This is a genomic window from Micromonospora sp. NPDC023814, from assembly GCF_040639595.1.
Classification (GTDB): domain Bacteria; phylum Actinomycetota; class Actinomycetes; order Mycobacteriales; family Micromonosporaceae; genus Micromonospora.
The window spans coordinates 14,328-38,172 of sequence record NZ_JBFAAF010000055.1; the positions used below are offsets into that span (position 1 = coordinate 14,328).

The window sequence follows — 23,845 nt, forward strand, 5'->3', positions numbered from 1 at the left end:
CCGTCCTACTCGGAGGGCTGGGGCAGCTCGCAGTCGACCTTCGGGTTGGCGCCGATGTAGTTTAGCGGCCCGGCCACGATGGTCACCAGGATGGTGCCCGCCTCGGCGCAGTTGGTGTCGTCGCCGTTGTAGTAGCCGCGCTGGCCGGCGGCGACCGCGCCGATGATCAGCCAGATGACGACGATGACTCCGAGTATCGACGTGCCGCGCATCGCTGCCTCCAGAAAGGGGTGTGGTGGTTCGAGGTGTCGAACGTTGTACCCAGTCGCGTGGAACGGCTAACGACGCCGCCTGCCGCCCGGCAGGCTCCGCCGGCCTGGCGGCCCGCCCCGGCCGACCGCCAGGACCGGGGCGCGCCGGTGCGCTATCGGATCGGCGACCGACGGCCGCGCGCGGCAGCCCGGCGGGCGTACAACTGCGTCAGTAGCACCGCACAGGAGGACACCATGGACGCCCCGACCCCGCACCTGTACGTCGACCGCCCCGAGGACGTCGCCGTCGCGGCCCGCGCACTGGCCGGGGGCGCGGTGGTGGCGGTGGCGTTCGGGAACTTCTACGCGCTGGTGACCCGCCCGGACGCCGCCACCGTGCGCCGGGTCAACATCGCCAAGGGTCGGCCGGCCGACCAGGTCGGCAGCATCACCACCGTCTTCGGGCGGATCCCCGCGATGTTCGACTGGGCACGGCTGCCGCACCGGCTGCCCGCGCACCGGGTGCGGCAGCTGATGGGCGTCCTCTACGGCGCGGGCCCGTTCGGCTTCCGTGGCCCGGCCGTCGACCGGCTGCCCGCCCACCTCACCCGGCACGACCGGGGCGTACGCACCACGCAGGTGATCGCGCCGGGGCTGGCCTGCCCGTCGAACGTGTTCTTCGCGCGCGCGGTCGCCGAGACCGGGGTGGACCACCTCCACATCACCTCGGCGAACCGCTCCCGGCACCTGACCGGGGTCGCGGAGGAGCCGGCGCACTGGAAGGCCGAGGGCATCGCTGAGGACTTCGCCCACCTCGACGACCTGGTGGTGCTCGCGCACCGGGACGAGGCGGCGGCCCGGGCGGCGCACCCCGGGCACCTGCCGGCCTCGGCGACGCTGCTGTCGTTCCACGCCCCGGCAGGGGAGCCGGAGGAACCCCCGGTGCTCACCGTCGACCGGCACGGCTCGCTGCACGTCGACGACGTGCGCCGGGCCGCCGCGCCGCTCGGCCTCCAGGTGCGGCTCGGCCCCACCGCCGGTCGGCGCCTGCAGGTCCGGGGGTACGCGGAGGCGCTGGTCTGACCGGGCACCGGATCGGCCGGTGGTGTCCGGCTCCCACGAATGCCGCCCGGTGGCTGGTCGGCCTCCGCCCGAAATGCCCGACGTCGCGGCGTCCGGGTGAGCGGACGCCGCGACGTCGGTGGCATCAGGTGGATCGTGTCGTGGCGCCGTCCCGGCTCGCGGGGAAGCGCCGTCCGGCGCCGCGGTCGGTGCGGCGGCCGGGGGTCAGGCGTCGTCGCCGCCGGTCGGCAGGGCGGCGGCCGCCTCCTGCGAGGCGCCCGCGAGCACCTTCGCCTGCTGGGGCCAGGTCGCCAGGCTCGGCGCGGCCCGCAGCCCGGCTCCCCGGATCGTCTCCCGCAGCGCGGCCTCGTCCAACTCCGCGAGCTGCCCGTACGTGCGGATGCCGGCGGCCTGCAGCGCCGCCGCCATCTTCGGGCCGACACCCTGGATGCGGCGGAAGTCGTCGGCGGCGTTCGCGTCGGCCGCGGACCGCACCGGCGGGGTCGCCACCGCGCCGCGCGCGGCGGGCACGACCGCCGGCTCGGCCGCCGGCTCGGCCGGCTCGCTCGGCTCGGCCGCCGGCTCGGCCGGCTCGTCCGCCGGCTTGTTCGGCTCGGTCGGCACGTCCGCTGGCGTGGTCGCCGCCGGCGTCGCGTCCGGCCCGGCCGGGGCGGCGGGGGTCGGCTCCGCCGGGCTGGCGGCTGCGGGGACCGGCTCGGCCTCGGGCTGCGCCTGGGCGGGGACGGCGACGGCCCGGACGGGTTCCGGCTCGGCGGCCGGGACGGGCTCCGCCCCGCCGGTGCGCGCGGGCTCCGGCTCGGCGGCGGGGGCGTCGATCGGGGCGGCGGCCGGCACCGGCTCCGGTTCGCTCGCGGCGACGGGCTCCGGCTCGGTGGCGGTGGTCGGCTCCTCGGCCGGCTCGCGGTCGACGGGGCCGGTCACCCCGGCGGCGGCTGGCAACACGACCTCGGCGTCCGGCAGGTGGCCCGGGGCGGTGTCGCGCGGCGCGGCCGCCGCCACGGGGTCGGTGTCGGGCGCCGGCACCGGGTCGCCGGTGAGCGCCATGTCGGCCGGGTCGACCTCGTCGGCCCGCCCGGTGTCGGTGGCGACGACGGTGACCGGGGCGGCGCCGGCGTCGGCCGGGGCGTCGGGGGCGGGCACGGGGTCGGCGACGGCGTCCGGGGCCCGGTCGAGGGTCACCTCGGGGCGTACCTCGTCGGTGGTGGCGGCGGGCGGCGGGTCGACCACCACGGCGGTCATGCCGGCGACCGGGTCACCCTCCACCGTGGGCGAGCCGTACCCGGCTGCCGCGCCCTGCCGGCCGCGCCAGAACCAACCGGCCGCCACACCCACCAGCAGGGCCACGATCAGTATCAGCCAGTGCCCGAAAGACCACGCCACGGCAGACCTCCTATTCGTTCGCGTCGAAACTTCGAGAAAAACTCGCCGCAGCTTCGCACACGCGCCGTCCGGGCGGCAGGCAGGATCGGCCGGTCACGGCGCATGTGGGACGGGTTGCACCCGCGGTGTCCGCCGGGCGACGGACCGTTGTCGCCCGGCGCCGTCCACGCGCGGGGCGGGGTGGGCACGCGGGGACCCCGGCGCCGGGCGGGCGCCGGGGTCCGGGTCGGACGCTCAGTCCTCCTCTCCTCGGTAGGTGTAGAAGTCGTCGACGAACTTGCGCGCCAGTCGGGGCACCCGGCTGGTGACGCCGAAGTAGCCGCGTGCGCCGAGCAGCGCGAGCCGGCCGACGACGGGCTTGTACATCCGGTCGTCGCCGTTGGTGCCGCTGCGGTTGAGCGAGTCGGCGACCCGGGCGAAGCCGTACGGCACCATCGCGGCCTCGTAGTCGGCCACCGCCTGGAGCAGTGTCTTGTCGCCGGCCGCGGCCAGCCGGAGCTGCCGGCAGAGCAGGGCGGCGTCGCGCAGCGCGGTGTTGGCGCCCACGCCGCGCCCGGGGGTCATGGTGTGGATGGCGTCGCCGAGCAGGGTGACGGTGCTGCTTTTCCACGGCGGCACCGGCTCGCTGGTGGACACCCGGATCGGCAGGGCGCTGCCCGGGTCGCTGCGGGCGAGCAGTTCGCGCAGGTGGGGGTGCCAGTTGCGGGTGAGTTGGAGGGCGAGCAGGACGAGTTCCTCGCCGCGGCGCTGCATGACGTCGGGCGGGAACCGGCGGGCGGTGCTCCAGATGACCAGGTTGATGTTGTCGCGGGTGGTGTCGTAGCGCAGCCCGGGCCAGTCGCGCAGCAGCGCGGCGTCGGCGGGGTCGACACCGGGTTTCAGCGTGCCGTCGCCGTTCCACTTGAACTCCATCACGTGCAGCACGCCCATCATCCCGCCGGTGCCGAAGATCAGCGAGATGCCCTGCTCGATCCGTTGCGGCAGCAGCTGGCGGGTGTGCGGGGTCAGGGGGATGCGGGTGGCGATGTTGATCGTGCCGGCGTCGCGGGTGACGGCGTGCGGCAGGTACTGGCGGCGCACGGCGGAGTGCGTGCCGTCCGCGGCGACGAGCAGGTCGCCGGTGGCGGTGCTGCCGTCGGCGAAGTGGGCGGTGACGGTGCCGTCGTCGCCTTGCTCGTACCGGGTGAAGGTCTTGTCGAAGTGGACCGCGTCCTCCATGCCGGTGAGCAGGACCTGGCGCAGGGTCATCCGGGCCACGGACCGTTCGGTGTCCACCGGGTCGGTGTCGGGGCGCAGGGTGAACGAGGCCGTCTGGCGCATCCGCTCAGTGATGACGTTGAAGTAGCGGGGGGATCGGGCGCAGGTGGCCAGGTAGGTGTCGAACAGCCGTGGCGGCAGGCACTCCCGCAGGGCGCGGCTACCGGTGGGGCCGATGCCGACGCGGTAGCCGAGCAGTCCCTCGCCGCGGGTGCGGTACTTCTCGTAGACGGCGACGCTGATCCCGGCGCGACGCAGGCCGTGGGCCAGGCACAGCCCGCCGGTGCCGGCGCCGATGACCAGGACGTGGGGTGGTCTCGGTGACATGGGGCCGCCTCCGCTCAGCCGGCCGCGTGCGGGGACGGCGCGTCGGCGGCGTCCCAGCGGTAGAAGCAGCCGGCGATCGCGTCGCGTGGCGAGCGCCAGGTCGGCAGGTACGGCGAGGTGTGCGCGGACAGGCGCTCGTTGACCTGGCGGTACAGCGGGTGGTTGCGGGCGCCGGCCAGGGCGTCCGGGTCGACGTCCGCGGTCTCCATCAGGTGGACGCACAGGTCGTGCAGGCAGTACAGGGACCGGTGCCGGACCCCGGTCAGGGCGGGCAGTTCGGTCGCGTCGGACTCGGCGAAGATCTGCGCGACCCGACCCTCCGCGCCCGGGATGATCCTGCTGACGATCAGTAGACGGCTCATGGGACCCCTCTCGCCGGTGGCGCTCCGCGAGCACGTCGGAGACCACGGACTGTTGTGCGGCCCACCCTGCCCGGGCGGCTGTCACCTGCCCGTCACGCGCACGGCCGCGCCGGTGACGCCGGTTCAGCGGGCGCGGGGCGCGACCCGGGTGGACGGCGTGCGGCGTGGCGGCGTCGGGGTGTCCCGGGTGGCCTCGCGGATGGGCGCGAGGGTGTCGTCGAGCAGCGCGGTCATGGCTGCGGAGGGTTCGAGTCGAAGTTCCCGCAGCAGCAGGTCGCGGTAGACGTAGAAGGCGTGCACGGCCTCGAAGGCGTTGCCCTCGGCGAGGTGGATGCGCACCACCAGCCGGTGCGGGGTCTCGCGCAGCGGCTCGGCGGACATCGCCTCGAGCGCGGCCTCCAGGGCCTGCCCGTGCTGGCCCGCCGCCAGGTGTTGGCCGGCCAGTTCCTCCAGCATGTGCAGGCGCAGCTGGCGCAGCCGCTCCCGGTCGGCGAGGACCCAGTCGTCGTACCAGCCGGGGAGCAGGTCGTGCCGGCCGGCGGCGAGGGCGGCGGCGCACGGGTCGTCGCCTTCGCGTACCCGCGCGGCCGTGCCGATGAGGGCGTCGACGTCGACCCGGACGGTGGGGCCGAGGCGTACGGTGTCGCCGGCGGTGGTGAGCGGGCAGCAGGGGTCCTGGCGCAGCCGCCACAGCGCGGTCCGCAGGGACGACAGCGCGCGGTCCTCGGGGGCGTCGGGCCAGAGCAGCCCGGCGAGGTGGCTGCGGGTGGCGCCGGGGCGCAGGCCGATCAGTGCGATGACCCGTTGCAGGCCGCGCGGCACCACGACGGGGGTGTCGCCGTGCAGCAGCCGGAAGCCGCCGAGCAGGTGCAGCGATATCTGCGTGCCGGGGCGGCGCCCGGTGGTCGGCATCGACGGATCAGCGGCCACGGCGGCACCCCCTGCGGAACGCTCGTCCCGACTCCTCTGCTGTCCCGGCGCGGCTGCCCTTGACCCCACTGTCGGGTCGCTCCGCCGCGGCGCGGCGTCGCGCGCCGCGGTCGCCGGGCTGACCGTGACGAAGATTATCAATCGAGGTCACTCTCGGTCAATATCTCAGGCGAGATCCGACTGTTGGCGACGCGTCCACGAAAACGGTTCTGAACTGCGGATAGTCCACCGTGGTGGGCGGTTGTTGTACAGCGGATACACAGCCTGCGTCAACGCAGCGTCACGAAGTGGCGTCGCCGGGCGGCGGGCTGCGGTGACGCCGCCGTGACGCCCGTGGCCGCATCGTGTCGCCAGTCGTCCGGCTCGGCCGGCGCCGTCGTCACCGACGTCGGACGCCGTGGAGGGAGGTCCACCCATGGACCGTTCGCTGATCGTCGCGAAGGTGGTGCCGAGCGCCGAGGCGCGCGTCGCCGAGATCTTCGCCGAGTCCGACGCGACGGAGCTGCCGCACCTGGTCGGGGTGCGGCACCGGTCGTTGTACCGGCTGGGTGACCTCTACGTGCACCTGCTGGAGACGGACGCGCCGGCCGGGGCGGCGGTCGAGGCGGCCCGGGGGCACCCCGAGTTCGTGCGGGTGAGCGCCCGACTGCGCCCGTACGTCTCGCCGTACCTGCCGACGTGGCGGGAGCCGCGCGACGCCATGGCCCGGTGCTTCTACCGCTTCGACGCCGCGCCCGCCGGGCGGCCGTCGTGACCGCCACCGCGCCCCGGGAGGGGCAGCTCTGGTCCCGCTGTGGCGGCTGCGCCACCCTGCTGTACCGCAAGCGGCTGCGCCGCAACCTCGACGTCTGCCCCGAGTGCGGCACGCACGCCCGCCTGGACGCGCCGGAGCGGCTGCTCCAGCTCGTCGACCCGGGGTCGTTCACCGCCCTGCCGGACCGGCCGGCGGAGGTCGACCCGATCGGCTTCGTCGACCTGCTGCCGTACCCGCACCGGCTCACCGCCGCCCGGGCCGGCACCGGGCTGGCCGAGGCGGTCGTCTGCGGCACCGCCACCATCGGCCGGCATCCCTGCGCGCTCGCGGTGATGGACTTCCGCTTCCTCGGCGGCAGCCTCGGCTGCGCCGTCGGGGAGCTGATCACCCGGGCCGCCGAGCGGGCGCTGGAGGACGGCACACCGCTGATCCTGGTCACCGCCTCCGGCGGCGCGCGGATGCAGGAGGGCGTCCTGTCGCTGATGCAGATGGCCACGGTCAGCCAGGCGATCGCCGCGCTGCGGGAGGCGGGGCTGCTCACCGTCAGCGTGCTCACGGACCCGACGTACGGGGGAGTGGCGGCCTCGTTCGCCACCAACACCGACGTGGTGCTCGCCGAGAACGGGGCCCGGATGGGCTTCGCCGGTCCCCGGGTGATCCGGCAGGTCACCGGCCGGCCGCTGCCGGAGGGCTTCCAGACGGCCGACTTCCTGCTGCGGCACGGGCAGGTCGACATGGTGGTGCCCCGGCACGCCCTGCGGGGCCGGCTGGCGGCGCTGCTCGCCGCGGCCCGGGCGGGACGTCGGCCGGCGGCGCGTCCCGCCGTACCGCGGCAGGAGCCGTCGCCGGTCGTGGCGCGGCCGGCCGGCGAGGCGGGTGCCGCGACGGCGCCGGGCCCGGCCGACCCGCCGGGCGGCGACGCCTGGGAGACGGTGCGGCTGGCCCGGCACCCGGGCCGGCCGACCACACTGGACTACCTGGAGTCGGCGTTCGACGGCTTCGTCGAGCTGCACGGCGACCGGCTCGGCGCGGACTGCCCGGCGGTGGTCGGCGGACTGGCCCGGCTGGACGGCCGGCCCGTCATGGTGATCGGGCACCAGAAGGGCCACACCACCGCCGAGCTGGTCGCCCGCAACTTCGGCATGGCCAGCCCGGCCGGGCACCGCAAGGCGCTGCGGCTGATGCGGCTGGCCGCCCGCCTCGGCCTGCCGGTGGTCACCCTGGTCGACACGCCCGGGGCGGATCCCGGCGTGGGCGCCGAGGAGCAGGGGCAGGCGGCGGCCATCGCGGAGAACATCCTCGCGCTCGCCGTGCTGCCCACCCCGGTCGTCGCGGTGATCACGGGGGAGGGCGGCAGCGGCGGCGCGTTGGCCCTCGCGGTGGCCGACCGGGTGCTGATGCTCCAGCACGCCGTCTACTCGGTGATCAGCCCCGAGGGCTGCGCCGCCATCCTCTGGCCGGACCGGGGGGCCGCCCCGCAGGCGGCGCGCGCGTTGCGGTTGACCGCGCCCGACCTGTGCCGCCTGGGGGTGGTCGACGACCTCGTGCCCGAGCCGGCCCCGGCCGCGCACCACGACCCGGAGGCGACCGGGCGGGCGCTGCGGGCGGCGGTGTCGGCCGCTCTGCTGCCGCTGCTGGACGTGCCGCCCGCCACGCTGGTCCGGCGCCGGCGGCAGCGGTTCCGGCGCTTCGGCGCGGCCCGCCTCGGCGTCCGGGCGGGTGTCCGGTGAGCGCGGGCGGTGCCCCGGTCGACACCGCGCCGGCCGGCGCGGAGTCGGCGGCCGGGGTGGACGCGGTGCTGGCCGGGCTGCGGCGGCACGCCCGGGACCTGGTCGCCGAGCTGGCCGGCCCGGTCCGCCGGGTGCGGCTGCGCAGCGGCGACACGGTGCTGGAGGTGGAGTGGCACGGCGGGCCGCCCGCGGAGGCGCCGGAGGCGGTGCCCGCCGCGGCCCGGCCGGCGCCGCCGCCCGTGACCGACGGCGAGCCGGGCCGGTACGCGGTGCGCTCGCCCATCGTCGGCACGTTCTACCGGGCGCCGGAGCCGGGCGCCGCGCCCTTCGTCGCCGTCGGCGACCTGGTCCGCCCCGGCCAGGTCATCGGCATCGTCGAGGCGATGAAGCTGATGAACGAGGTGACCGCCGACCGGGGCGGCCGGGTCGCCGAGGTCCTCGCCGCCGACGGCCAGCCGGTCGAGTACGACCAGCCGCTCGTCGCGCTGGACCCGGTCTGAGGCGGCGCGTGATGTTCGAGAAGGTGCTGATCGCCAACCGGGGTGAGATCGCCCTGCGGGTGCTGCGCGCCTGCCGGGAGCTGGGGGTGCGTACCGCCGTGGTCTACTCCACGGCGGACGCCGACTCCGCCGCCGTGCGCCTCGCCGACCAGGCCGTCTGCATCGGGCCGCCGGCCAGCCGGCGCAGCTACCTCAACGCCGCCGCGATCGTGGAGGCGGCCCGGCAGGTCGGCGCGCAGGCGGTGCACCCCGGCTACGGGTTCCTCTCCGAGGACGCCGACTTCGCCGAGATCTGCGCCGACAACGGGCTGACGTTCATCGGTCCGCCGCCGGAGGTGATGGCCGCGCTGGCGGACAAGTCCTCGGCGCGGGCGCTGATGCGCCGGGCCGGGCTGCCGCTGCCGCCGGGCAGCGTCGCGCCGGTGCCCACCGCGGCCGTGGCGGCGGAGGTGGCCGCCGAAGCGGGCTACCCGGTGATCGTCAAGGCGGCGGCCGGCGGCGGCGGTCGGGGCATGACGGTGGTCGCCACCCCGGCCGAGCTGCCCCGGGCGTACGCGCGGACCAGGGCCGCCGCGCAGGCCGCGTTCGGCGACGACCGGGTGTACGTGGAGCGGTTCCTGACCGGCGCCCGGCACGTCGAGGTGCAGCTGCTGTGCGACTCCCACGGCAACGGGGTGCACCTGGGCACCCGGGACTGCTCGGTGCAGCGCCGGCACCAGAAGCTGGTGGAGGAGGCGCCCGCCCCGGCGCTGTCCGCCGGCACCCTGGAGGCCATCGCGGAGTGCGCCCTGCGCGGTGCCCTGTCCGCCGGCTTCACCGGGGCCGGCACGGTGGAGTTCCTCGTCGACCCCGACGAGCGGTTCCACTTCCTGGAGATCAACTGCCGGATCCAGGTCGAGCACCCCGTGACCGAGATGGTGACCGGGATCGACCTGGTGCACGAGCAGCTGCACATCGCCGCCGGGGTGCCGCTGCGCTGGCGGCAGGAGGACGTCCGCCCGCACGGGGTCGCCATCGAGTGCCGGGTCAACGTGGAGGACCCGGACCGCGGGTTCGCGCCGACCCCCGGCCGGCTGGACCGCTTCGTCCCGCCCGGCGGCCCGTTCACCCGGGTCGACACGCACGGCCACGCCGGCTACCTGTTCGGCCCGTACTACGACTCGCTGCTGGCCAAGGTGGCGGTGTGGGCGCCGGACCGGGAGCTGGCGCTCAACCGGCTGGAACGCGCCCTCGACGAGTTCGACATCGCCGGGCCCGGGGTCCGCACCACCATCCCGTTCGTCCGGCGGGTGCTCGACGACGCCGGGTTCCGCAAGGGCCGCTACTCCACCGGCCTGGTCGACCAGTTGCTCGCCGGCCCGTCCGACGCACACAGGAGGCTTTGATGACCGTCACCCATGGCCGTCCGCTGACCGCCGAGATCACCGACATCCTGGTAACCAACTGCGGGCTGGACGCCGACGCGGCCGCCCGCGCCCCGGCGGCGTCCCTGGAGGAACTCGGCATGGACTCGCTGGCGCTGCTCGAACTCTCCGCCGTGGTCGCCGACCGGTGGCAGGTGCGGATCCCCGAGGAGGCCGGGCAGCTCAGCATCGCGGGCGTCGCCGAGCTGGTGGCCCGCCGCGCCGACCCGCCGGGACACACCGAGAACAGCGTGCTCATCGGCGCGCCGCTGCCGCTGGTCTGGGACGTCACCAACGACGTCGCCGGCTGGCCCGAGCTGTTCACCGAGTACGCCCGGGCGGAGATCCTGGACCGCGACGGCGACACCGTGCGGTTCCGGCTCACCATGCACCCCGACGAAAACGGGGTGGCGTGGAGCTGGGTCAGCGAACGCACCGCCGACCCGGCCACCCGGCAGGTCCGCGCCCGGCGGGTGGAGACCGGGCCGTTCGAGTACATGCGCATCCACTGGAGCTACGCGGAGGAGCCCGGCGGCACCCGGATGACCTGGGTGCAGGACTTCGCGATGAAACCGACCGCGCCGGTGGACAACGCCGGCATGACCGACCGGATCAACACCAACAGCGCCGTGCAGCTCGCCGTCATCAAGGAGAAGATCGAACGCCTGGCCGCCGACGGCGGTCGGGTCCCGGCCGGCGCCGACGGGGCGACGGGAGCCGGCGATGAGTGAGGACACCCTGCGGCTGGTCGCCGCCGCCGACGTCGCGCCGGACGGCCGCCGCGGCGGCGAGCTGCGGGTGCTGCTCGGCCCGAAGACCGTCGGCAGCACCTCCGGCTTCATGGGGGTGGCGACGCTGCGCCCGGGGGAGCGGATCGCCGAGCACTACCACCCCTACAGCGAGGAGTTCCTGTACGTCGTCCGGGGCACGATCACCGCCGACCTGGACGACGAGGCGGTGCCGCTGGCCGCCGGGGAGGCGCTGTTCGTGCCGCGCAACGTCCGGCACCGGCTGCGCAACACCGGCGACGAGCCGGCCGAGGTCGTCTTCCACCTGGGACCCCTCGCCCCCCGGCCGGAACTGGGCCACGTCGACACCGAACTCGTCGAGCAGCGGGGCGGGTCGTGAGCGCGAGGAGTGAGCCGGGGTTGCGAGCCCCGCAGTCGCGAACCGAGGTGGCGTCGTGACCGGGCGCCGCACGGTCGTCACCGGCGTCGGGGTGGTCGCGCCGGGCGGCGCCACCCGGGACAGCTTCTGGAAGACCGTGACCGAGGGGCGTACGGCCACCCGACGGATCAGCTTCTTCGACCCGTCGCCGTTCCGCTCCCAGATCGCCGCCGAGTGCGAGTTCGACCCCGACGCGGCCGGCATCGCCCTCGCCGAACGGCAGCGCGCCGACCGGTACGTGCAGTTCGCGCTGGCCTGCTCCATCGAGGCGCTCGCCGACAGCGGCCTGGAACTCACCGACGCCGAGCGGGAGGTCACCGGCGTGGTGCTGGGCACCGCCGTCGGCGGCACCATGGCGCTGGAGCAGGAGTACGTGCGGGTCAGCGACTCCGGCCGGCGGTGGCTGGTCGACCACGCCCGCGGCGGGCCGTACCTGTACCCGGCGCTGGTGCCGAGCAGCCTCGCCGCCGACGTGGCCGTCCGGCACGGGCTGCACGGCCCCGCCCAGGTCGTGTCCACCGGCTGCACCTCCGGCATCGACGCCATCGGCTACGCCCACCAGCTGATCGTCGACGGGGAGGCCGACATCGTGCTGGCCGGGGCGTCGGACTCGCCGATCTCCCCGGTCACCGTCGCCTCCTTCGACGCGATCAAGGCGACCAGCCCGGACAACGACGACCCGGCGCACGCCTCCCGCCCCTTCGACGCCGACCGGCACGGCTTCGTCCTCGCCGAGGGCGCGGCGGTGCTGGTGCTGGAGGAGTGGGAGCACGCCCGCCGCCGGGGCGCGCACGTCTACTGCGAGCTGGCCGGGTACGCCAGCCGCGCCAACGGCTTCCACATGACCGGGTTGCGTCCGGACGGGGTGGAGATGGGTCTGGCGATCACCGACGCGCTGCGCCAGGGCCGGCTGTCCCCGCAGGACGTCTCCTACATCAGCGCGCACGGCTCCGGCACCCGGCAGAACGACCGGCACGAGACGGCGGCGTTCAAGCGGGCGCTCGGCGAGGCCGCGTACGGGGTGCCGATCAGTTCGATCAAGTCGATGGTCGGGCACTCGCTCGGCGCGATCGGCTCGATCGAGATGGCCGCCTGCGCCCTGGCCATCGAGTACGGCGTGGTGCCGCCCACCGCCAACTGGGCCACCCGGGACCCGGAGTGCGACCTGGACTACGTGCCCAACGTGGCCCGGGAGACCCCGGTGGACGTGGCCCTGTCGGTGGGCAGCGGCTTCGGCGGCTTCCAGTCCGCGATGGTGTTCCGGCGGCTGGCGGCGGCGGCGTGAGCGCCCGGGCCGTGGTCACCGGCATCGGGGTGGTGGCCCCCAGCGGCGTCGGCGCCGACGCCCACTGGCGCACGGTCGCGGCGGGGACCCGGTGCACCGGCCCGATCACCCTGTTCGACCCGGCGGACTACCCGACCCGGGTCGCGGGTGAGGTGCCCGGCTTCGACGCGGCGGCGTACGCCGACACCCGGCAGCTCGTGCAGACCGACCGCTGGACGCATCTGGGCTTCGCCGCGACCAGGCTGGCGTTGGCCGACGCCGGGCTGCCCGAGCGGGCCCCCGAGCCCTACGGCTGGGCGGTGACGCTGGCCAGCTCGTCCGGGGGGAACCTGTTCGGGCAGCGGGAACTGCAACGGCTGTGGGGCGGCGCCACCCGCACGGTGGGGGCGTACCAGTCGATCGCCTGGTTCTACGCCGCCAGCGTCGGGCAGCTCTCCATCCACCACCAGTTCAAGGGGCCGTGCGGGGTGCTGGTCGCCGAGTCCGCCGGTGGGCTGGACAGCCTCGCCCACGCGGTGCGCACGGTGCGCCGGGGCACGCCGGTGGTGATCGCCGGGGCGACCGAGTGCCCGCTGAGCCCGTACGCGCTGACCTGTCAGCTCCGCTCCGGGCTGCTCAGCGACGTCGCCGACCCGGAGGTGGCGTACCGGCCGTTCGACCGGTCGGCCGGCGGCTACGTGCCGGCGGAGGGTGGGGCGGTCTTCGTGGTGGAGGAGTTGGGGCATGCGCTGGCCCGGGGCGCCCGGGTCTACGGCGAGGTGACCGGTTGGGGCGCCACCCACGACGCCGCGCACACCGGCCCGGACACCGGCGGCGACTCCGCCCGGTACGCCCGGGCGATGCGGCTGGCCCTGGACCGCTCCGGGGTCACCGCGGACGAGGTGGACGTGGTGGTCCCCGACGCCCTCGGGGTGCCCCGCTTCGACCGCGCCGAGGCCGAGGCGCTGCGCGCGGTCTTCGGCGACCGGCCCCCGCCGGTGAGCACGCACAAGGCGCTGACCGGCCGCGCCCACCAGGGCGGCTCCGCGTTGGACGTGGCCACCGCGCTGCTCGCGTTCCGTCACGACACGCTGCCCGCCTCCGCCGGCCCCCGCGAGCCGGCGCCGGGCTGCGAACTGGACTTCCTGCGGGCGCCCCGGCAGCCGCACAGCCGGCTGGCGCTGGTCTGCGCCCGGGGTTTCGACGGTTTCAACAGCGCGTTGGTGCTGCGCGGAGCGCCACCGGCACCGAGGGGAGCAGCGGAATGAGCGGGGCACGGGCTCGGGTCGTCTTTCTCGTGCGGGTGGCCGAGGAGCGGACGGCGGACTTCCTGCGGGCGTACGAGGCGGTGCGGCACCTGGTCGCCGACGGTGTGCCGGGGCACCTGGTCGACCAGGTGTGCCGGTCGGCGGCGGACCCGGAGCAGTGGCTGATCACCAGTGAGTGGGAGTCCCTGGCCGACTTCGAGGCGTGGGAACGCAGTCCCGGGCACCGGGATCTGGTGCGGCCGATGCGGGAGTGTTTCACCGACGCCCGCTCGCTGCGTTTCGTCGTCCACGCGCAGACTCCCGAGGTGGCGCGCGTCTGACCGCCCGGCGGCACGCCGTGCCCGGCACGGCGTGCCGTGGCGCACCTGGCCGCCTCCGGGATGCTCTCCCTCGCGGTGCGGGACATCCCGGTCGGCGTCGCGTACCGCCCTGTGGTCCGGGCTCGGCACGGCTGCGGTCGTGGCGATCGACGCGGTGTCCCTCGGCGACCCGTTGAGCGTGACCAGGATGGTCGGCGTCGGCCTGGTCGTCGCCGGGGTGGTCGTGCTCAACCTCGGCGGCGCGCACCACGGCGACGCGCGACGGAACCGGAGGGAGCGCGCCGCGCACGCCTGCCGGCCGGACGGGTCCTCGGCCGCCTGCGCGTAGGCGGGCACCCCGGCCGTCACCCGGGTGCCGTCGCCAGGTGAGGCCCCACTCGACCTGTGGGCCTGCATGCCGCGGGGACGGGCCGGTGTGCCGGCGCCGACCTGCGGACGCAGCTCACCCATAGTGAGCGGCGCGCTGCCGTACGCGCCCGATACTGCCTGTCCGATCGAGGGTCTGCAATCCGGCCAGCCGCTTTTTTTGATCTAGCCATTTGCATCTAGTAATGGTTCTCGCGGCTGTCGTAGTGTTCCGGCAGCACCCCGAAAGATGCACCCTATGGGCGTACTCGCCCTATTTCAGGCTGGGCGGTGGACGGCGGTGAGCATGGATCGTCCGACGGAAAATCCTGCGGCAGGGACCCCGGAATGGGTCGACGACGTGTTGCTCGCAGGGCCTGCGAACGACATTTGTCTACGACTTCCGGAACCGGTCGAGCGGGGCACGTTGCGGCGATTGGTCGGCGATGCGCAGACCCGTCTCGCCGCCGCCGGACTGCGCCCCGGCGGGGCCGCCGCGCTCCGCCTGCCGCCGTCACTGGCGTACGTGGTGAACCTGCTGGCCACCTGGCGCACCGGGGCGCAGGCCGTCCTGCTCGACCACCGCCTCACCGACCACGAGGTGGACCGGGCGCTGGAGCGGCTCACCCCGCAGGTGGTCGTGGCCCCGGTGCGCGGCGGCGGCGGGGCGCTGCGCATCTTCGTCGACGTCACCGAGGGCGTCACCCCGTACGCCGACCGCCCCGCGGTCAGCGGGCACGCGGTGATCCAGCTCAGCTCAGGCTCCACCGGACCGTCCAAGGTGATCGGTCGCACCGCCGAGGACCTCGTCGCCGAGGTGCACCGCTACATCCGCATCGACGGGGTGGCGCTGCCCGGCGAACGGATCATCCTGCTGCCCTCGATGGTGCACGTGCTCGGCCTGGTCGGTGGCCTGCTCTACGGCCTGCACGCCGGCGTCGAGCTGGTGCCGCCGGAGCGGCTCAGCGGCGACGCCGTGCTGGCCGCGATCGCCGCCGGCGACTCACCGGCCACCGTGCTCGGCGTGCCGTTCCACATCGGACTGCTCGCCTCCACCCGGCCCGCCGGGCCGCTGCCGCAGTTCAAGCGGATGACCACCGGCGGCGAGCTGGTCCCGGCCGCCGTCGCCCGCGCCTTCACCGACCGCCACGGCGTGCCGCTGGGCAACATGTACGGGATGACCGAGGTCGGCGTCATCGGCACCGACCTGTACGGGCGGCACCGCCCGTCGATCGCCCCCGCCCCCGGCATCGAGGTCCGCGAGGTCGACGGGGAGCTCCAGGTCAGCTGCCCCGCGTCGCCGTACGTCGGGCTGAGCGACCCGACCCGCTGGGCCGACGGCTGGCTGCACACCCGCGACGCCGGCACGGTCGACCCCGACACCGGGCTGGTCACCGTGCGCGGGCGGCTCGACTCGCAGGTCTCCGTCGGCGGCCTGAAGGTCGACCTCACCGAGGTGGAGACGACCGTCGCCGGGCTGCCCGGCGTCGCCGCCGTCGTGGTCGTCTGGGACAACGGCGTCACCGCGTACGTGCAGCCGGACGGGCCGCTGTCGGAGGAGGTGCTGGACAAGCTGCTCGCCGAGCGGCTGGCCGGCTACAAGCGGCCGCGCACCCTGCACCTGCTGGATCAGCTGCCCCGCACCACGACCGGCAAGCTGGTCCGCTCGGTCGACGCGCTCCGGGCGGCGGCGACGTGACCGGTCCGCCGCGCCGCCCCGACCGTCCCGTCCCCGTCCATCCGGACCTCCAGCACCTCGACCGGCGGCGCGTCGGCGCCGACCACCGCGACCGCCACGACGAGGCCCCCGCCGACCGGCGGGTGCCCGACGCGCAGGCCCGCCCCACCGGGCACCGGCCGCAGCTCGCCGCCGCCCACCGGCCGTGCGGTGCCCGCGCGCCGGGGTACGCCGGCAGCGGCGGGCACCGGCATCCGCCGGCGCAGGCCACCGTCGCGCAGCCCCACCCCGAGCGCCTTGCCCACCGCCTCCTTCGCGGTCCACAGCCGCAGGAAGTCCGCCGCCCGGCCGCCGGCGGGCCGCCCGGCCAGCCAGGCCGCCTCGGCCGGGGCGTACCACCGCCGGCCCAGCGCCAGGGCGGGCAGCGGCCGGGACCGCTCCACGTCGACCCCGACCGGGCCGGCCAGGCGGGCGGCGACCACCACCACCCGGTCGGCGCGGCTCACGCTGACCCACACCTCGGAGTCCACATCGGACGTGCCGACGAGCGGTCGCCCGCCCGGACCGTGACCCACCACGATCTGCGCCTCCGCGCGGCCGAGCAGCGTGGCACCCGCCCGCCGCAGCAGCCGCCCGGCCGGGATCGGCCGACCGCCGTCCCCTCGGCCGACCCACACGTACACGGTGTCCCGACCGGGCACCGGTAACTGGCTCACGGAGAGAGGTTAACCATGCGAGCCGAGATCCGCGCCTTCGTCGTCGAGCAGCTCGAGGACATGAACTACGACGTCGAGGGCATCGACGACGAGACCACCCTCGGACCGTCCGGGGTGGACCTGGAGTCGTTGGCCCTCGCCGACCTGGCCGTGCGGGTGGAGGACCGCTACGGCCTGAAGTTCGCCGACGACGAGTCGGAGAAGCTGGCCCTGATGACGGTCGGCGAGTTCACCACGATGGTCGCCGACCGGGTCGCCGGGGCGACGAGCGACAACTCCTGATGGCCGGTCAGCCCGACCTGGGGCGAGCCGACCTGGTGACCATGCTCGCCGAACTCACCGAGAAGCCGGCCGCCGAGGTCGGCGACCGGATCGGCTCGATGGAACTGGCCTGGCTGGTGCACCTCGTCGAGCAGCGCTACGACCGGCGGCTCGACCTCACCGACGACCAGCTCGCCGGCATCCGTACCGTCGACGACGCCCTGGCGGTCTTCCGGACCTCCCTGACCGCCCCCGCCGATGGCTGAGCGGGCCGCCGTCCAGCTCACCGGCGTCCACGCGACCAGCGCGCTCGGCAGGGGCCCCGACGCGCAGCTCGCCGGCGTCCTGGCCGGGGCGCCCGCGTTCCGGCCGGTGGACCGCTTCGACACGGCGTCGCGCCGGGTCGACGCCGCCGCCACCCTGCCCGACGTCGGCGACCTGGCCGACGAGTTGGCCGAGGCGGTCGACGCCGCCTGCCGGGCCGCCGGGCTCGACGCCGGCCGCCGGGCCGGCACGGCGCTGCTGCTGGCCGTGCACGGCGGCGCGGGCGTGCCGGCGCTGACCACCGGCCTGGCCGCGCGGACCGGGCTCACCGGCCCGACCCGGGCGTACACCACCGCCTGCGTCTCGGCCAGCAGCGCGGTGGCCGACGCCGCGGCCCTGATCCGGCGGGGCGACGTCGAGCGGGCGGTGGTCGCGGCCGGCTACCTGGTCGAGTCGGACCAGTACGCGCTCTTCGACGCCGGCCGCGCCCTCGCCACCGACGGCGCGGTGCGCCCGTTCAGCGCCGGCCGCAGCGGGCTGCTGCTCGGCGACGGGATCGCCGCGGTGGTGCTGGAGTCGACGGCCGTCGCCCGGGCGCCGGTGGCCGACCTGCTCGGGTGGGGCCGGGCCGGGGACGCGTTCCACCCCTGCCAGCCGGAGCCGGGCGGGCGCGGCCTGGCCCGCGCGGTCGCCGCGGCGCTGCGCCGGGCCGGGCTGGCGGCGGAGGCGATCGGGTACGTCAACGCCAACGCCACCGGCACCGGCTACAGCGACGCCTCCGAGGCGGCGGCGCTGCGCGCGGCGCTCGGCGCGGCGGCGGCGCGGACCCCGGTCAGCTCCACCAAGGCGCTGCACGGGCACGCCCTGGAGGCCTCCGGCCTGCTGGAACTGGTGGTCACCGTGCTCGCCCTGCGGCACGGGAAGCTGCCCGTCAACGCCGGCTGGCTCGGCCCCGACCCGGCCTGCCCGGTCGACGTCATCCGCGACGCGCCCCGGCCGGCCGCCACCGGGTACGCGCTGAGCCTCAACGCCGCCTTCGGCGGCGCGAACACCGCCCTGCTGGTGGGCGCCGCATGAACGCCGGGAGCGGGCCCGCCGGCACCGACGGCACGCGCCCGGATGGCAGCCAGGCAGTCACCGCCGGTCGCCTCACCGTGCTGGCCGAGGCGGCCTGGCCCGAGCCGGGCGACGGCGCGCCGCCGCCGGTGCCCGGGTTCGTGCACTCCAGCTTCCCGCCCCTGGTCGCGGCGGTCGCCGAGCGTTGCCTGAGCCGGGCGTACGACGGGCGACCCGCGCCCGACGGGGAGCGGACCGCGATCGTGCTGGCCAGCGCGGCGGGGGACCGGGCCAGCGCGGCGCACGTGCGCGCCACGGTCGCCGCCGGCAGCCGGCCCGGGCCGCTGTTCTTCTTCCAGTCGGTGCCCAACAGTGTGGCCGGGAACGTGGCCGCCCGCTGGGGGCTGGGCGGCCCCGTGGTCTGCCTCGCGCCGACCGGGGACCCGCGCGACGAGGGGGTCGCCGAGGTCGACCTGCTGCTGCACGACGGCGACGCCGACCGGGCGTTGCTGGTCCTGATCGAACAGGCGCCGGACGACGGCGGTGCGCGGGGCCCGGGCCGGGAGCCCGGCACCCGGGCCGTCGCGGTGCTGCTGGGGGGAGGAGACACACCGTGAGGACCAGGGGACTACGCGGGACGCTGGCCGCCGACGAGGAGATCGGCGCCGGCAACGTGCTGGCCCGCGTGCTGGCGCACGGCGCCGACCCGCAGGGGCCGGGGCTCACCTTCGACACCGCCGTGGACGGCCAGCCGGCCGAGCGGCCGCTCACGCTGGGCCGGCTCGACGAGCGGGTCGCCGCCCGCGCCGCGTGGCTGCACGAGCGGGGGATCACACCGCGCGACCCGGTCGCCGTCTGGGCCACCACCGCCGCCGACATGGTGCTCAGCTACCTCGCGCTGACCCGGCTCGGCGCGATCCCGGCGCTGATGAACGGCAGGCTGCGCCCGGAGATCGCCGCCGAGTACGTCCGCCGGCTGCGCGGCGTCGGGGTGCTCGCCGACGACGCGCACACCGCGCTGCTGGCCGGGCACGACCTCGGCGTGCCGGTGATCGGCACCCCCGCCGAGGCGGGCACGGGCGACCCGGCCGCCGCGCCGGCGCACTACCGGCACCACGCCGACGACCCGGTCGTCATCACCCACACCTCCGGCACCACCGGGGTGCCGAAGGCGGTCCTGCACTCGCACGCGAGCCTCTTCGCCGCCACCCGGCACCTGCTCGCCATGCCGCAGGCGCAGGGCACCAACCGCATCCTCAACGCGCTGCCCGCCCCGCACACCGCCACCGTGCTCATGGTCAACCAGGCCCTCGGCAACCGGGCGGAGATGTTCCTGCTGTCCGACCAGGGCGGCGAGCGGGTGCTGGACGCGATCCAGCGCTGGCGCCCCGACGGGGTGTTCGGCTTCTCCGTGACCTGGGCGGAGCTGGCCCGATTCGACCTGTCCGCGTACGACCTGGACTCGGTGTCGCTGTGGTTCAACACCGGCGACTGCTCGCACGAGCCGCACGTGCGCCGGCTGGTCGCGGTCGGCTCCCGGAACGTGGTGACCCGCGACGGGATCACCCGGGTGCCCGGCTCGGTCTTCATCGACGGGCTCGGCTCCAGCGAGATGGGCCACTCGATGTTCCACATCACCCACCGCACCGACACCGACCGCTACGGCCGCTGCATCGGCCGCCCCTACCGGTTTGCCCGGGTCGCCGTGCTCGACGCCGCGGGCGAGCCGGTGCCGACCGGCGAGGTGGGCTGGCTCGGCATCGACTCGCCGTCGCTGTTCCGCGGCTACTGGAACGACTCGGCCACCACCCACCGGTTCCGCCGGCGCGGCTGGTACCTCACCGGCGACCTGGTGTACGCCGACGCGCAGGGCCGCTACTACCACATGGACCGGGCCGTCGACTCCGTCGACGCGGGCGACGGCCGGCGGTTGTACACCGCCTTGTCCGAGGAGCGGATCCTCGCCGCCTGCCCCGACGTCACCGACTGCACCGTGGTGATCGTCGCCGAGGCCGGCCGGGTCGTCACCGACGTGCTGCTGGAACTCGCCGCCGGCGCCGACGACGCCGAGGACCGCACCGAGCGGGTCCGGGCGGCGCTCGGGCCGGACGTCGGCGCGACCCTGCGCCGGGTGGTGCCGGTCCGGCCCGCCGACATCCCGGTCACCGTCACCGGCAAGGTGCGCAAGGTGGCCCTGCGGGAGCGCTATCTCACCGAGACGCCGGCATGACCGCCGTCATCACCGGGATGGGGCTGTTCACCCCCGTCGGCCGGGGCGTCGCGGCGACGTTCGACGCGCTCCGCACCGGGCGGTCCGGGCTGACCCGGCCGCCGGCCGGACACCCCGCCGCCGGGTCGCTGGAGGTCGCCGGCCTGCTTCCGGAGATCGACCCGCGCAGCGTCGCCTCCGGGCCGGAGACCAGGGTGCTGGACCGGATCGTGGTGCTCGCCCTGCTCGCCGCCGCCGACGCGCTCGCCGACGCCGGCATCGAGGTGGGCCGGGACGTGGACCCGGGCCGGATCGGGGTGATCGTCGGCGGCGTCGGCGGGATGTCCACCCTGGAGGCGCAGGTGCTGGCCCGGGCCGAGCGGGGCCGCGCCGCCGTCAGCCCGTACCTGCTCACCGGAATCCTGCCGAACATGCCGGCGGCGCGGATCGCCATCGCGTACGGCATCCGCGGCTACTCCTCCTCGGTCGGCACCGCCTGCGCCTCCGGCGCCCAGTCGGTCGCCGACGCGGTCCGGCTGATCCGCGCCGGGGAGGCCGACGTGGTGCTCTGCGGGGCCAGCGAGGCGCCGCTGTTCCCGACCTTCGCCGACACCTTCGGCAACGCCCGGGCGCTGGCCCGGGGTTGGGACGACCCGACGGCGGCGAGCCGGCCGTTCGACGCCCGCCGCAACGGGTTCGTCCTCGCCGAGGGCGCGGCCCTGCTGGTGCTGGAACGCGCCGAGCACGCCGCCGCCCGGGGCGTCACCGGCTACGCCGAGGTCGCCGGGTACGGGGTGACCACCGACGCGTACCACCCGACCGCCCCGCGGCCCGACGGCGCCGGCGCGGCGGAGTGCATGCGCCGCGCGCTGACCAGCGGCGGCGTGCCCGCGGCGCGGGTCGGTTACGTCAACGCGCACGGCACCGGCACGAAGCTGGGCGACATCGCCGAGACCACGGCGCTGGCCGAGGTGTTCGGCGACGGCGGCGTGCCGGTCAGTTCCACCAAGGCGCTCACCGGCCACCTGCTCGGCGCCTCCGGGGTGCTGGAGACGGCGGCCACCGCGCTGGCGCTCGGCCGGGGCCTGCTCCCGCCGACGCACAACCTCGACGACCCGGACCCGGCCTGCCCGGCGGACCACATCCGCAAGGAGCCGCGGGCGACGGACACCGGGTACGCGCTGACCAACTCCTTCGGCTTCGGCGGCCAGAACGTGAGCCTGCTGCTCGCGCGGGCCGCCCGGCCGAGGGCCTGAGACAGGCTCCACCCCCGGGCGGGGCGCGCCCGGGCGGCAGACCACGGGGGACCCGTGGAAAGGGCTGAGGACATGGACATCCGTGGGATAGACCACATCGAACTCTACGTGGGGGACGCCCGGCAGGCGGCCTTCTACTTCGGCCGGGCGGTCGGCTTCCACCTCTGCGGCCAGGGCGGTCCCGAGACCGGGCTGGCCGACCAGCGGTCGCTGCTGCTGTGCCACGCCGACATCCGGATGGTGCTGACCTCCGGGCTCACCGCCGAGCACCCGGCGTCCCGGTACGTGCAGCGGCACGGCGACGGCATCGCCGTGGTCGCGCTGGAGGTCGACGACGCCGCCGGCGCGTACGCCGAGCTGGTGGGCCGCGGGGCGGCGGGGGTGACGCCGCCGATCACCTGGACCGGGCCGGCCGCCGAGGTGGTGACCGCCGAGGTGGGCGGCTTCGGCGACGTGCTGCACCGCCTGGTGTCGCGGCGCGGCGACCGGACCGAGTTCCTGCCCGGGGCGGTCGAGTTGACGCCCCCGGCCGGCGGCAGCGACGACAAGCTGCTCGCCGAGATCGACCACCTGGCGGTCTGCGTGCCGCCGGGTCAGCTCGACGAGACCGTCCGGCACTACCGGGAGGTGTTCGGGTTCGCGGAGGTCTTCGCCGAGCACATCGAGGTCGCCGGGCAGGCGATGAACTCCAAGGTGGTGCAGAGCCCGTCGGGGCGGGTCACCCTGGTGCTGCTGGAGCCGGACCGCAGCCGCCGGCCGGGGCAGATCGACGCCTTCCTCGACCAGCACGCCGGCGCCGGGGTGCAGCACCTCGGGCTGCGCACCGACGACATCGTCACCGCCGTCGGCACCCTCGCCGACCGGGGGGTGCGCTTCGCCGGCACCCCCGGCAGCTACTACGACACCCTCGAGGCGCGGGTCGGCCGGGTGGACGTGCCGCTGGACCGGCTGCGCGACCTCGGTGTGCTGGTCGACCGCGATCACGGCGGGCAGCTGCTGCAGATCTTCACCGAGTCCATGCACGTGCGCCGCACGCTCTTCCTGGAGCTGATCGAGCGGCGCGGGGCGCGGACGTTCGGCAGCGGCAACATCAAGGCGCTCTACGAGGCCAAGGAACGGGAACTGGCCGCGGCGGGGGCGACCCCTGCCGTCGCGGCCGCGACACCGCAGGAGGTGCGGGCGTGACCACGACCGAGTTCGAGCCGACACTCACCGCCGAGGAGGAGGCGCTGCTCCCGTCCGACGAGGACGTCGCCTTCTACGCCGAGCACGGCTGGTACCTGTCGAAGAAGCTGTTCACCGACGACGAGGTGGACGCGCTCGCGGCGGCCGCCGACCGCTACTACGACGGCGAGCGGGACCGCCGCCTGCCGGTGCGCCCGCCGAAGCTCGCCTACTGGGAGCCGTCGAAGGGCGCGGTGCAGCGGCACAACGACTACGTCCACCACGAGCACGACGGGCTGGGGGCGATCCTGCGCAAGCCGCTGATCGGCGCGGTCGCCGCCCGGCTGGCGCGGGCCACCGAGATCCGCGTCTTCCAGTCCACGCTGATCTACAAGCCGCCGATCTCCGGCGAGCCGTCCAACATCGTGCCCTGGCACTTCGACAAGCACTACTGGGCGTCCTCGTCGTCGGAGAACATGCTCACCGCGTTCATCCCGTTCCACGACTGCGGGGAGGAGATGGGCACCATCACCATGGTCGACGGTTCGCACCGCTGGCAGGAGATCGGCGCGGACGACACGGTGGTGCGCCACTTCGCCGACCGCGACCGCGACCAGCTGGAGGAGATGCTCGCCGAGAACGCGGCCCACAACGGCGCCCAGATCCGCAAGGTGCCGATGGTGATCCCCAAGGGACACGTGAGCTTCCACCACTGCCGCACCTACCACGGCAGCGGCGCCAACGTCAGCGGCCGCCCGCGCCGGGCGATCTCGCTGCACCTGCAGGACGGCGACAACGCCTGGCGGGAGTACGCGCTCTCCGACGGCACGCTCGCCGCGTACAACCACGACGTGCTGGTCCGCCGCACCCCCGACGGGCGGCCGGACTACGCGGACCCCGAATACTGCCCGGTCATCTGGCGCCACCGCGCCCAGCAGGGAGGCTGACATGTCACGAGCT

26 protein-coding genes are annotated in these 23,845 nt (G+C 75.6%); 20 read left to right on the forward strand and 6 right to left on the reverse strand.

The genetic code is table 11. The annotated features are described in order from the left end of the window. Window positions 1–5: 5 nt before the first annotated feature. Window positions 6–212, reverse strand: coding sequence for a hypothetical protein (locus AB0G14_RS25140; protein WP_350707466.1), 207 nt, complete (start codon window positions 210–212; stop codon window positions 6–8). A 234-nt stretch (window positions 213–446) separates the two neighbouring features. Here AB0G14_RS25140 and AB0G14_RS25145 point away from each other — a divergent pair, with 234 nt between their 5' ends. Continuing rightward, window positions 447–1,274 (forward strand): hypothetical protein, encoded by an 828-nt coding sequence (locus AB0G14_RS25145; RefSeq protein WP_357701317.1) that lies wholly within the window; start codon window positions 447–449, stop codon window positions 1,272–1,274. Window positions 1,275–1,478: 204 nt separating this feature from the next. On the opposite strand, the gene AB0G14_RS25150 is transcribed toward AB0G14_RS25145, so the two are convergent. From AB0G14_RS25150 to AB0G14_RS25165, 4 genes are all read right to left on the reverse strand, one after another. After that, the gene (locus AB0G14_RS25150) at window positions 1,479–2,654 is read right to left on the reverse strand and encodes a hypothetical protein (RefSeq protein WP_357701319.1); all 1,176 of its coding nucleotides are present in this window, start codon (window positions 2,652–2,654) and stop codon (window positions 1,479–1,481) included. Between the two features lie 234 nt (window positions 2,655–2,888). After that, on the reverse strand, window positions 2,889–4,238 hold the full coding sequence (locus AB0G14_RS25155) for an NAD(P)/FAD-dependent oxidoreductase (protein WP_357701321.1): 1,350 nt from the start codon (window positions 4,236–4,238) through the stop codon (window positions 2,889–2,891). Between the two features lie 14 nt (window positions 4,239–4,252). Beyond that, window positions 4,253–4,600: a TcmI family type II polyketide cyclase gene (locus AB0G14_RS25160; RefSeq protein WP_357701323.1), complete on the reverse strand. Its 348-nt coding sequence runs from the start codon at window positions 4,598–4,600 to the stop codon at window positions 4,253–4,255. Between the two features lie 123 nt (window positions 4,601–4,723). Then, complete coding sequence (locus AB0G14_RS25165; protein ID WP_357701325.1) at window positions 4,724–5,530, reverse strand: BTAD domain-containing putative transcriptional regulator; 807 nt, start codon at window positions 5,528–5,530, stop codon at window positions 4,724–4,726. Between the two features lie 415 nt (window positions 5,531–5,945). Here AB0G14_RS25165 and AB0G14_RS25170 point away from each other — a divergent pair, with 415 nt between their 5' ends. The 11 genes from AB0G14_RS25170 to AB0G14_RS25220 all read left to right on the forward strand — a co-directional run bounded on the left by AB0G14_RS25170 (window position 5,946) and on the right by AB0G14_RS25220 (window position 15,980). Beyond that, window positions 5,946–6,284, forward strand: coding sequence for a TcmI family type II polyketide cyclase (locus tag AB0G14_RS25170; protein WP_350707477.1), 339 nt, complete (start codon window positions 5,946–5,948; stop codon window positions 6,282–6,284). Next, complete coding sequence (locus tag AB0G14_RS25175; RefSeq protein WP_357701327.1) at window positions 6,281–8,014, forward strand: acetyl-CoA carboxylase carboxyltransferase subunit alpha; 1,734 nt, start codon at window positions 6,281–6,283, stop codon at window positions 8,012–8,014. The genes AB0G14_RS25170 and AB0G14_RS25175 overlap by 4 nt, the downstream gene beginning before the upstream one ends. Continuing rightward, the gene (gene accB, locus AB0G14_RS25180; protein ID WP_357701329.1) at window positions 8,011–8,514 is read left to right on the forward strand and encodes an acetyl-CoA carboxylase biotin carboxyl carrier protein; all 504 of its coding nucleotides are present in this window, start codon (window positions 8,011–8,013) and stop codon (window positions 8,512–8,514) included. The genes AB0G14_RS25175 and accB overlap by 4 nt, the downstream gene beginning before the upstream one ends. An 11-nt stretch (window positions 8,515–8,525) precedes the next feature. Further along, window positions 8,526–9,899, forward strand: coding sequence for an acetyl-CoA carboxylase biotin carboxylase subunit (locus AB0G14_RS25185; RefSeq protein ID WP_357701331.1), 1,374 nt, complete (start codon window positions 8,526–8,528; stop codon window positions 9,897–9,899). After that, entirely contained in the window at window positions 9,899–10,648 is a 750-nt protein-coding gene (locus tag AB0G14_RS25190; protein ID WP_357701333.1) for an SRPBCC family protein, read from the forward strand. Before AB0G14_RS25185 ends, AB0G14_RS25190 begins: the two co-directional genes overlap by 1 nt. Further along, window positions 10,641–11,045 (forward strand): cupin domain-containing protein, encoded by a 405-nt coding sequence (locus tag AB0G14_RS25195; protein ID WP_357701335.1) that lies wholly within the window; start codon window positions 10,641–10,643, stop codon window positions 11,043–11,045. Before AB0G14_RS25190 ends, AB0G14_RS25195 begins: the two co-directional genes overlap by 8 nt. A gap of 55 nt (window positions 11,046–11,100) precedes the next feature. Further along, window positions 11,101–12,369, forward strand: a complete 1,269-nt coding sequence (locus tag AB0G14_RS25200) for a beta-ketoacyl-[acyl-carrier-protein] synthase family protein (RefSeq protein WP_357701337.1) — start codon at window positions 11,101–11,103, stop codon at window positions 12,367–12,369. After that, entirely contained in the window at window positions 12,366–13,616 is a 1,251-nt protein-coding gene (locus tag AB0G14_RS25205) for a beta-ketoacyl synthase N-terminal-like domain-containing protein (protein WP_357701339.1), read from the forward strand. The genes AB0G14_RS25200 and AB0G14_RS25205 overlap by 4 nt, the downstream gene beginning before the upstream one ends. Further along, window positions 13,613–13,936, forward strand: a complete 324-nt coding sequence (locus AB0G14_RS25210; RefSeq protein ID WP_357459925.1) for an antibiotic biosynthesis monooxygenase family protein — start codon at window positions 13,613–13,615, stop codon at window positions 13,934–13,936. Before AB0G14_RS25205 ends, AB0G14_RS25210 begins: the two co-directional genes overlap by 4 nt. A gap of 139 nt (window positions 13,937–14,075) precedes the next feature. Beyond that, a complete protein-coding gene (locus AB0G14_RS25215) occupies window positions 14,076–14,264 on the forward strand; it encodes a hypothetical protein (RefSeq protein WP_357701342.1) in 189 nt (62 codons plus the stop codon). A gap of 324 nt (window positions 14,265–14,588) precedes the next feature. Next, entirely contained in the window at window positions 14,589–15,980 is a 1,392-nt protein-coding gene (locus AB0G14_RS25220) for a class I adenylate-forming enzyme family protein (protein WP_357701382.1), read from the forward strand. Here AB0G14_RS25220 and AB0G14_RS25225 read toward each other — a convergent pair. Further along, window positions 15,911–16,675: a 4'-phosphopantetheinyl transferase superfamily protein gene (locus AB0G14_RS25225; RefSeq protein WP_357701344.1), complete on the reverse strand. Its 765-nt coding sequence runs from the start codon at window positions 16,673–16,675 to the stop codon at window positions 15,911–15,913. The two genes, AB0G14_RS25220 and AB0G14_RS25225, sit on opposite strands and share 70 nt — an antisense overlap. 15 nt (window positions 16,676–16,690) lie before the next feature. Here AB0G14_RS25225 and AB0G14_RS25230 point away from each other — a divergent pair, with 15 nt between their 5' ends. From AB0G14_RS25230 to AB0G14_RS25265, 8 genes are all read left to right on the forward strand, one after another. Next, complete coding sequence (locus AB0G14_RS25230; RefSeq protein WP_350685991.1) at window positions 16,691–16,957, forward strand: acyl carrier protein; 267 nt, start codon at window positions 16,691–16,693, stop codon at window positions 16,955–16,957. Further along, window positions 16,957–17,202 carry an acyl carrier protein gene (locus AB0G14_RS25235; protein WP_350685990.1) on the forward strand — a complete coding sequence of 82 codons (246 nt, stop codon included), beginning with the start codon at window positions 16,957–16,959 and terminating at the stop codon, window positions 17,200–17,202. The genes AB0G14_RS25230 and AB0G14_RS25235 overlap by 1 nt, the downstream gene beginning before the upstream one ends. Further along, a complete protein-coding gene (locus tag AB0G14_RS25240) occupies window positions 17,195–18,277 on the forward strand; it encodes a beta-ketoacyl synthase N-terminal-like domain-containing protein (protein WP_357701347.1) in 1,083 nt (360 codons plus the stop codon). Before AB0G14_RS25235 ends, AB0G14_RS25240 begins: the two co-directional genes overlap by 8 nt. Further along, on the forward strand, window positions 18,274–18,873 hold the full coding sequence (locus AB0G14_RS25245; protein WP_357701349.1) for a beta-ketoacyl synthase chain length factor: 600 nt from the start codon (window positions 18,274–18,276) through the stop codon (window positions 18,871–18,873). Before AB0G14_RS25240 ends, AB0G14_RS25245 begins: the two co-directional genes overlap by 4 nt. Next, complete coding sequence (locus tag AB0G14_RS25250; protein ID WP_357701350.1) at window positions 18,870–20,486, forward strand: class I adenylate-forming enzyme family protein; 1,617 nt, start codon at window positions 18,870–18,872, stop codon at window positions 20,484–20,486. Before AB0G14_RS25245 ends, AB0G14_RS25250 begins: the two co-directional genes overlap by 4 nt. Next, a complete protein-coding gene (locus AB0G14_RS25255; RefSeq protein WP_357701352.1) occupies window positions 20,483–21,721 on the forward strand; it encodes a beta-ketoacyl-[acyl-carrier-protein] synthase family protein in 1,239 nt (412 codons plus the stop codon). The genes AB0G14_RS25250 and AB0G14_RS25255 overlap by 4 nt, the downstream gene beginning before the upstream one ends. 72 nt (window positions 21,722–21,793) lie before the next feature. Beyond that, window positions 21,794–22,906 (forward strand): 4-hydroxyphenylpyruvate dioxygenase, encoded by a 1,113-nt coding sequence (hppD, locus tag AB0G14_RS25260; RefSeq protein ID WP_357701354.1) that lies wholly within the window; start codon window positions 21,794–21,796, stop codon window positions 22,904–22,906. Beyond that, window positions 22,903–23,832: a phytanoyl-CoA dioxygenase family protein gene (locus AB0G14_RS25265; protein ID WP_357701356.1), complete on the forward strand. Its 930-nt coding sequence runs from the start codon at window positions 22,903–22,905 to the stop codon at window positions 23,830–23,832. Before hppD ends, AB0G14_RS25265 begins: the two co-directional genes overlap by 4 nt. Window positions 23,833–23,845: the final 13 nt, after the last annotated feature.

What these genes read in the sequence shown, in the direction of transcription:
- AB0G14_RS25140 (WP_350707466.1), bottom strand. Translation starts at nt 212, where the DNA reads ATGCGCGGCACGTCGATACTCGGAGTCATCGTCGTCATCTGGCTGATC.
- AB0G14_RS25145 (WP_357701317.1), top strand. Translation starts at nt 447, where the DNA reads ATGGACGCCCCGACCCCGCACCTGTACGTCGACCGCCCCGAGGACGTC.
- AB0G14_RS25155 (WP_357701321.1), bottom strand. Translation starts at nt 4,238, where the DNA reads ATGTCACCGAGACCACCCCACGTCCTGGTCATCGGCGCCGGCACCGGC.
- AB0G14_RS25160 (WP_357701323.1), bottom strand. Translation starts at nt 4,600, where the DNA reads ATGAGCCGTCTACTGATCGTCAGCAGGATCATCCCGGGCGCGGAGGGT.
- AB0G14_RS25170 (WP_350707477.1), top strand. Translation starts at nt 5,946, where the DNA reads ATGGACCGTTCGCTGATCGTCGCGAAGGTGGTGCCGAGCGCCGAGGCG.
- AB0G14_RS25185 (WP_357701331.1), top strand. Translation starts at nt 8,526, where the DNA reads ATGTTCGAGAAGGTGCTGATCGCCAACCGGGGTGAGATCGCCCTGCGG.
- AB0G14_RS25190 (WP_357701333.1), top strand. Translation starts at nt 9,899, where the DNA reads ATGACCGTCACCCATGGCCGTCCGCTGACCGCCGAGATCACCGACATC.
- AB0G14_RS25195 (WP_357701335.1), top strand. Translation starts at nt 10,641, where the DNA reads ATGAGTGAGGACACCCTGCGGCTGGTCGCCGCCGCCGACGTCGCGCCG.
- AB0G14_RS25210 (WP_357459925.1), top strand. Translation starts at nt 13,613, where the DNA reads ATGAGCGGGGCACGGGCTCGGGTCGTCTTTCTCGTGCGGGTGGCCGAG.
- AB0G14_RS25220 (WP_357701382.1), top strand. Translation starts at nt 14,589, where the DNA reads ATGGATCGTCCGACGGAAAATCCTGCGGCAGGGACCCCGGAATGGGTC.
- AB0G14_RS25230 (WP_350685991.1), top strand. Translation starts at nt 16,691, where the DNA reads ATGCGAGCCGAGATCCGCGCCTTCGTCGTCGAGCAGCTCGAGGACATG.
- AB0G14_RS25235 (WP_350685990.1), top strand. Translation starts at nt 16,957, where the DNA reads ATGGCCGGTCAGCCCGACCTGGGGCGAGCCGACCTGGTGACCATGCTC.
- AB0G14_RS25240 (WP_357701347.1), top strand. Translation starts at nt 17,195, where the DNA reads ATGGCTGAGCGGGCCGCCGTCCAGCTCACCGGCGTCCACGCGACCAGC.
- AB0G14_RS25245 (WP_357701349.1), top strand. Translation starts at nt 18,274, where the DNA reads ATGAACGCCGGGAGCGGGCCCGCCGGCACCGACGGCACGCGCCCGGAT.
- AB0G14_RS25255 (WP_357701352.1), top strand. Translation starts at nt 20,483, where the DNA reads ATGACCGCCGTCATCACCGGGATGGGGCTGTTCACCCCCGTCGGCCGG.
- hppD (WP_357701354.1), top strand. Translation starts at nt 21,794, where the DNA reads ATGGACATCCGTGGGATAGACCACATCGAACTCTACGTGGGGGACGCC.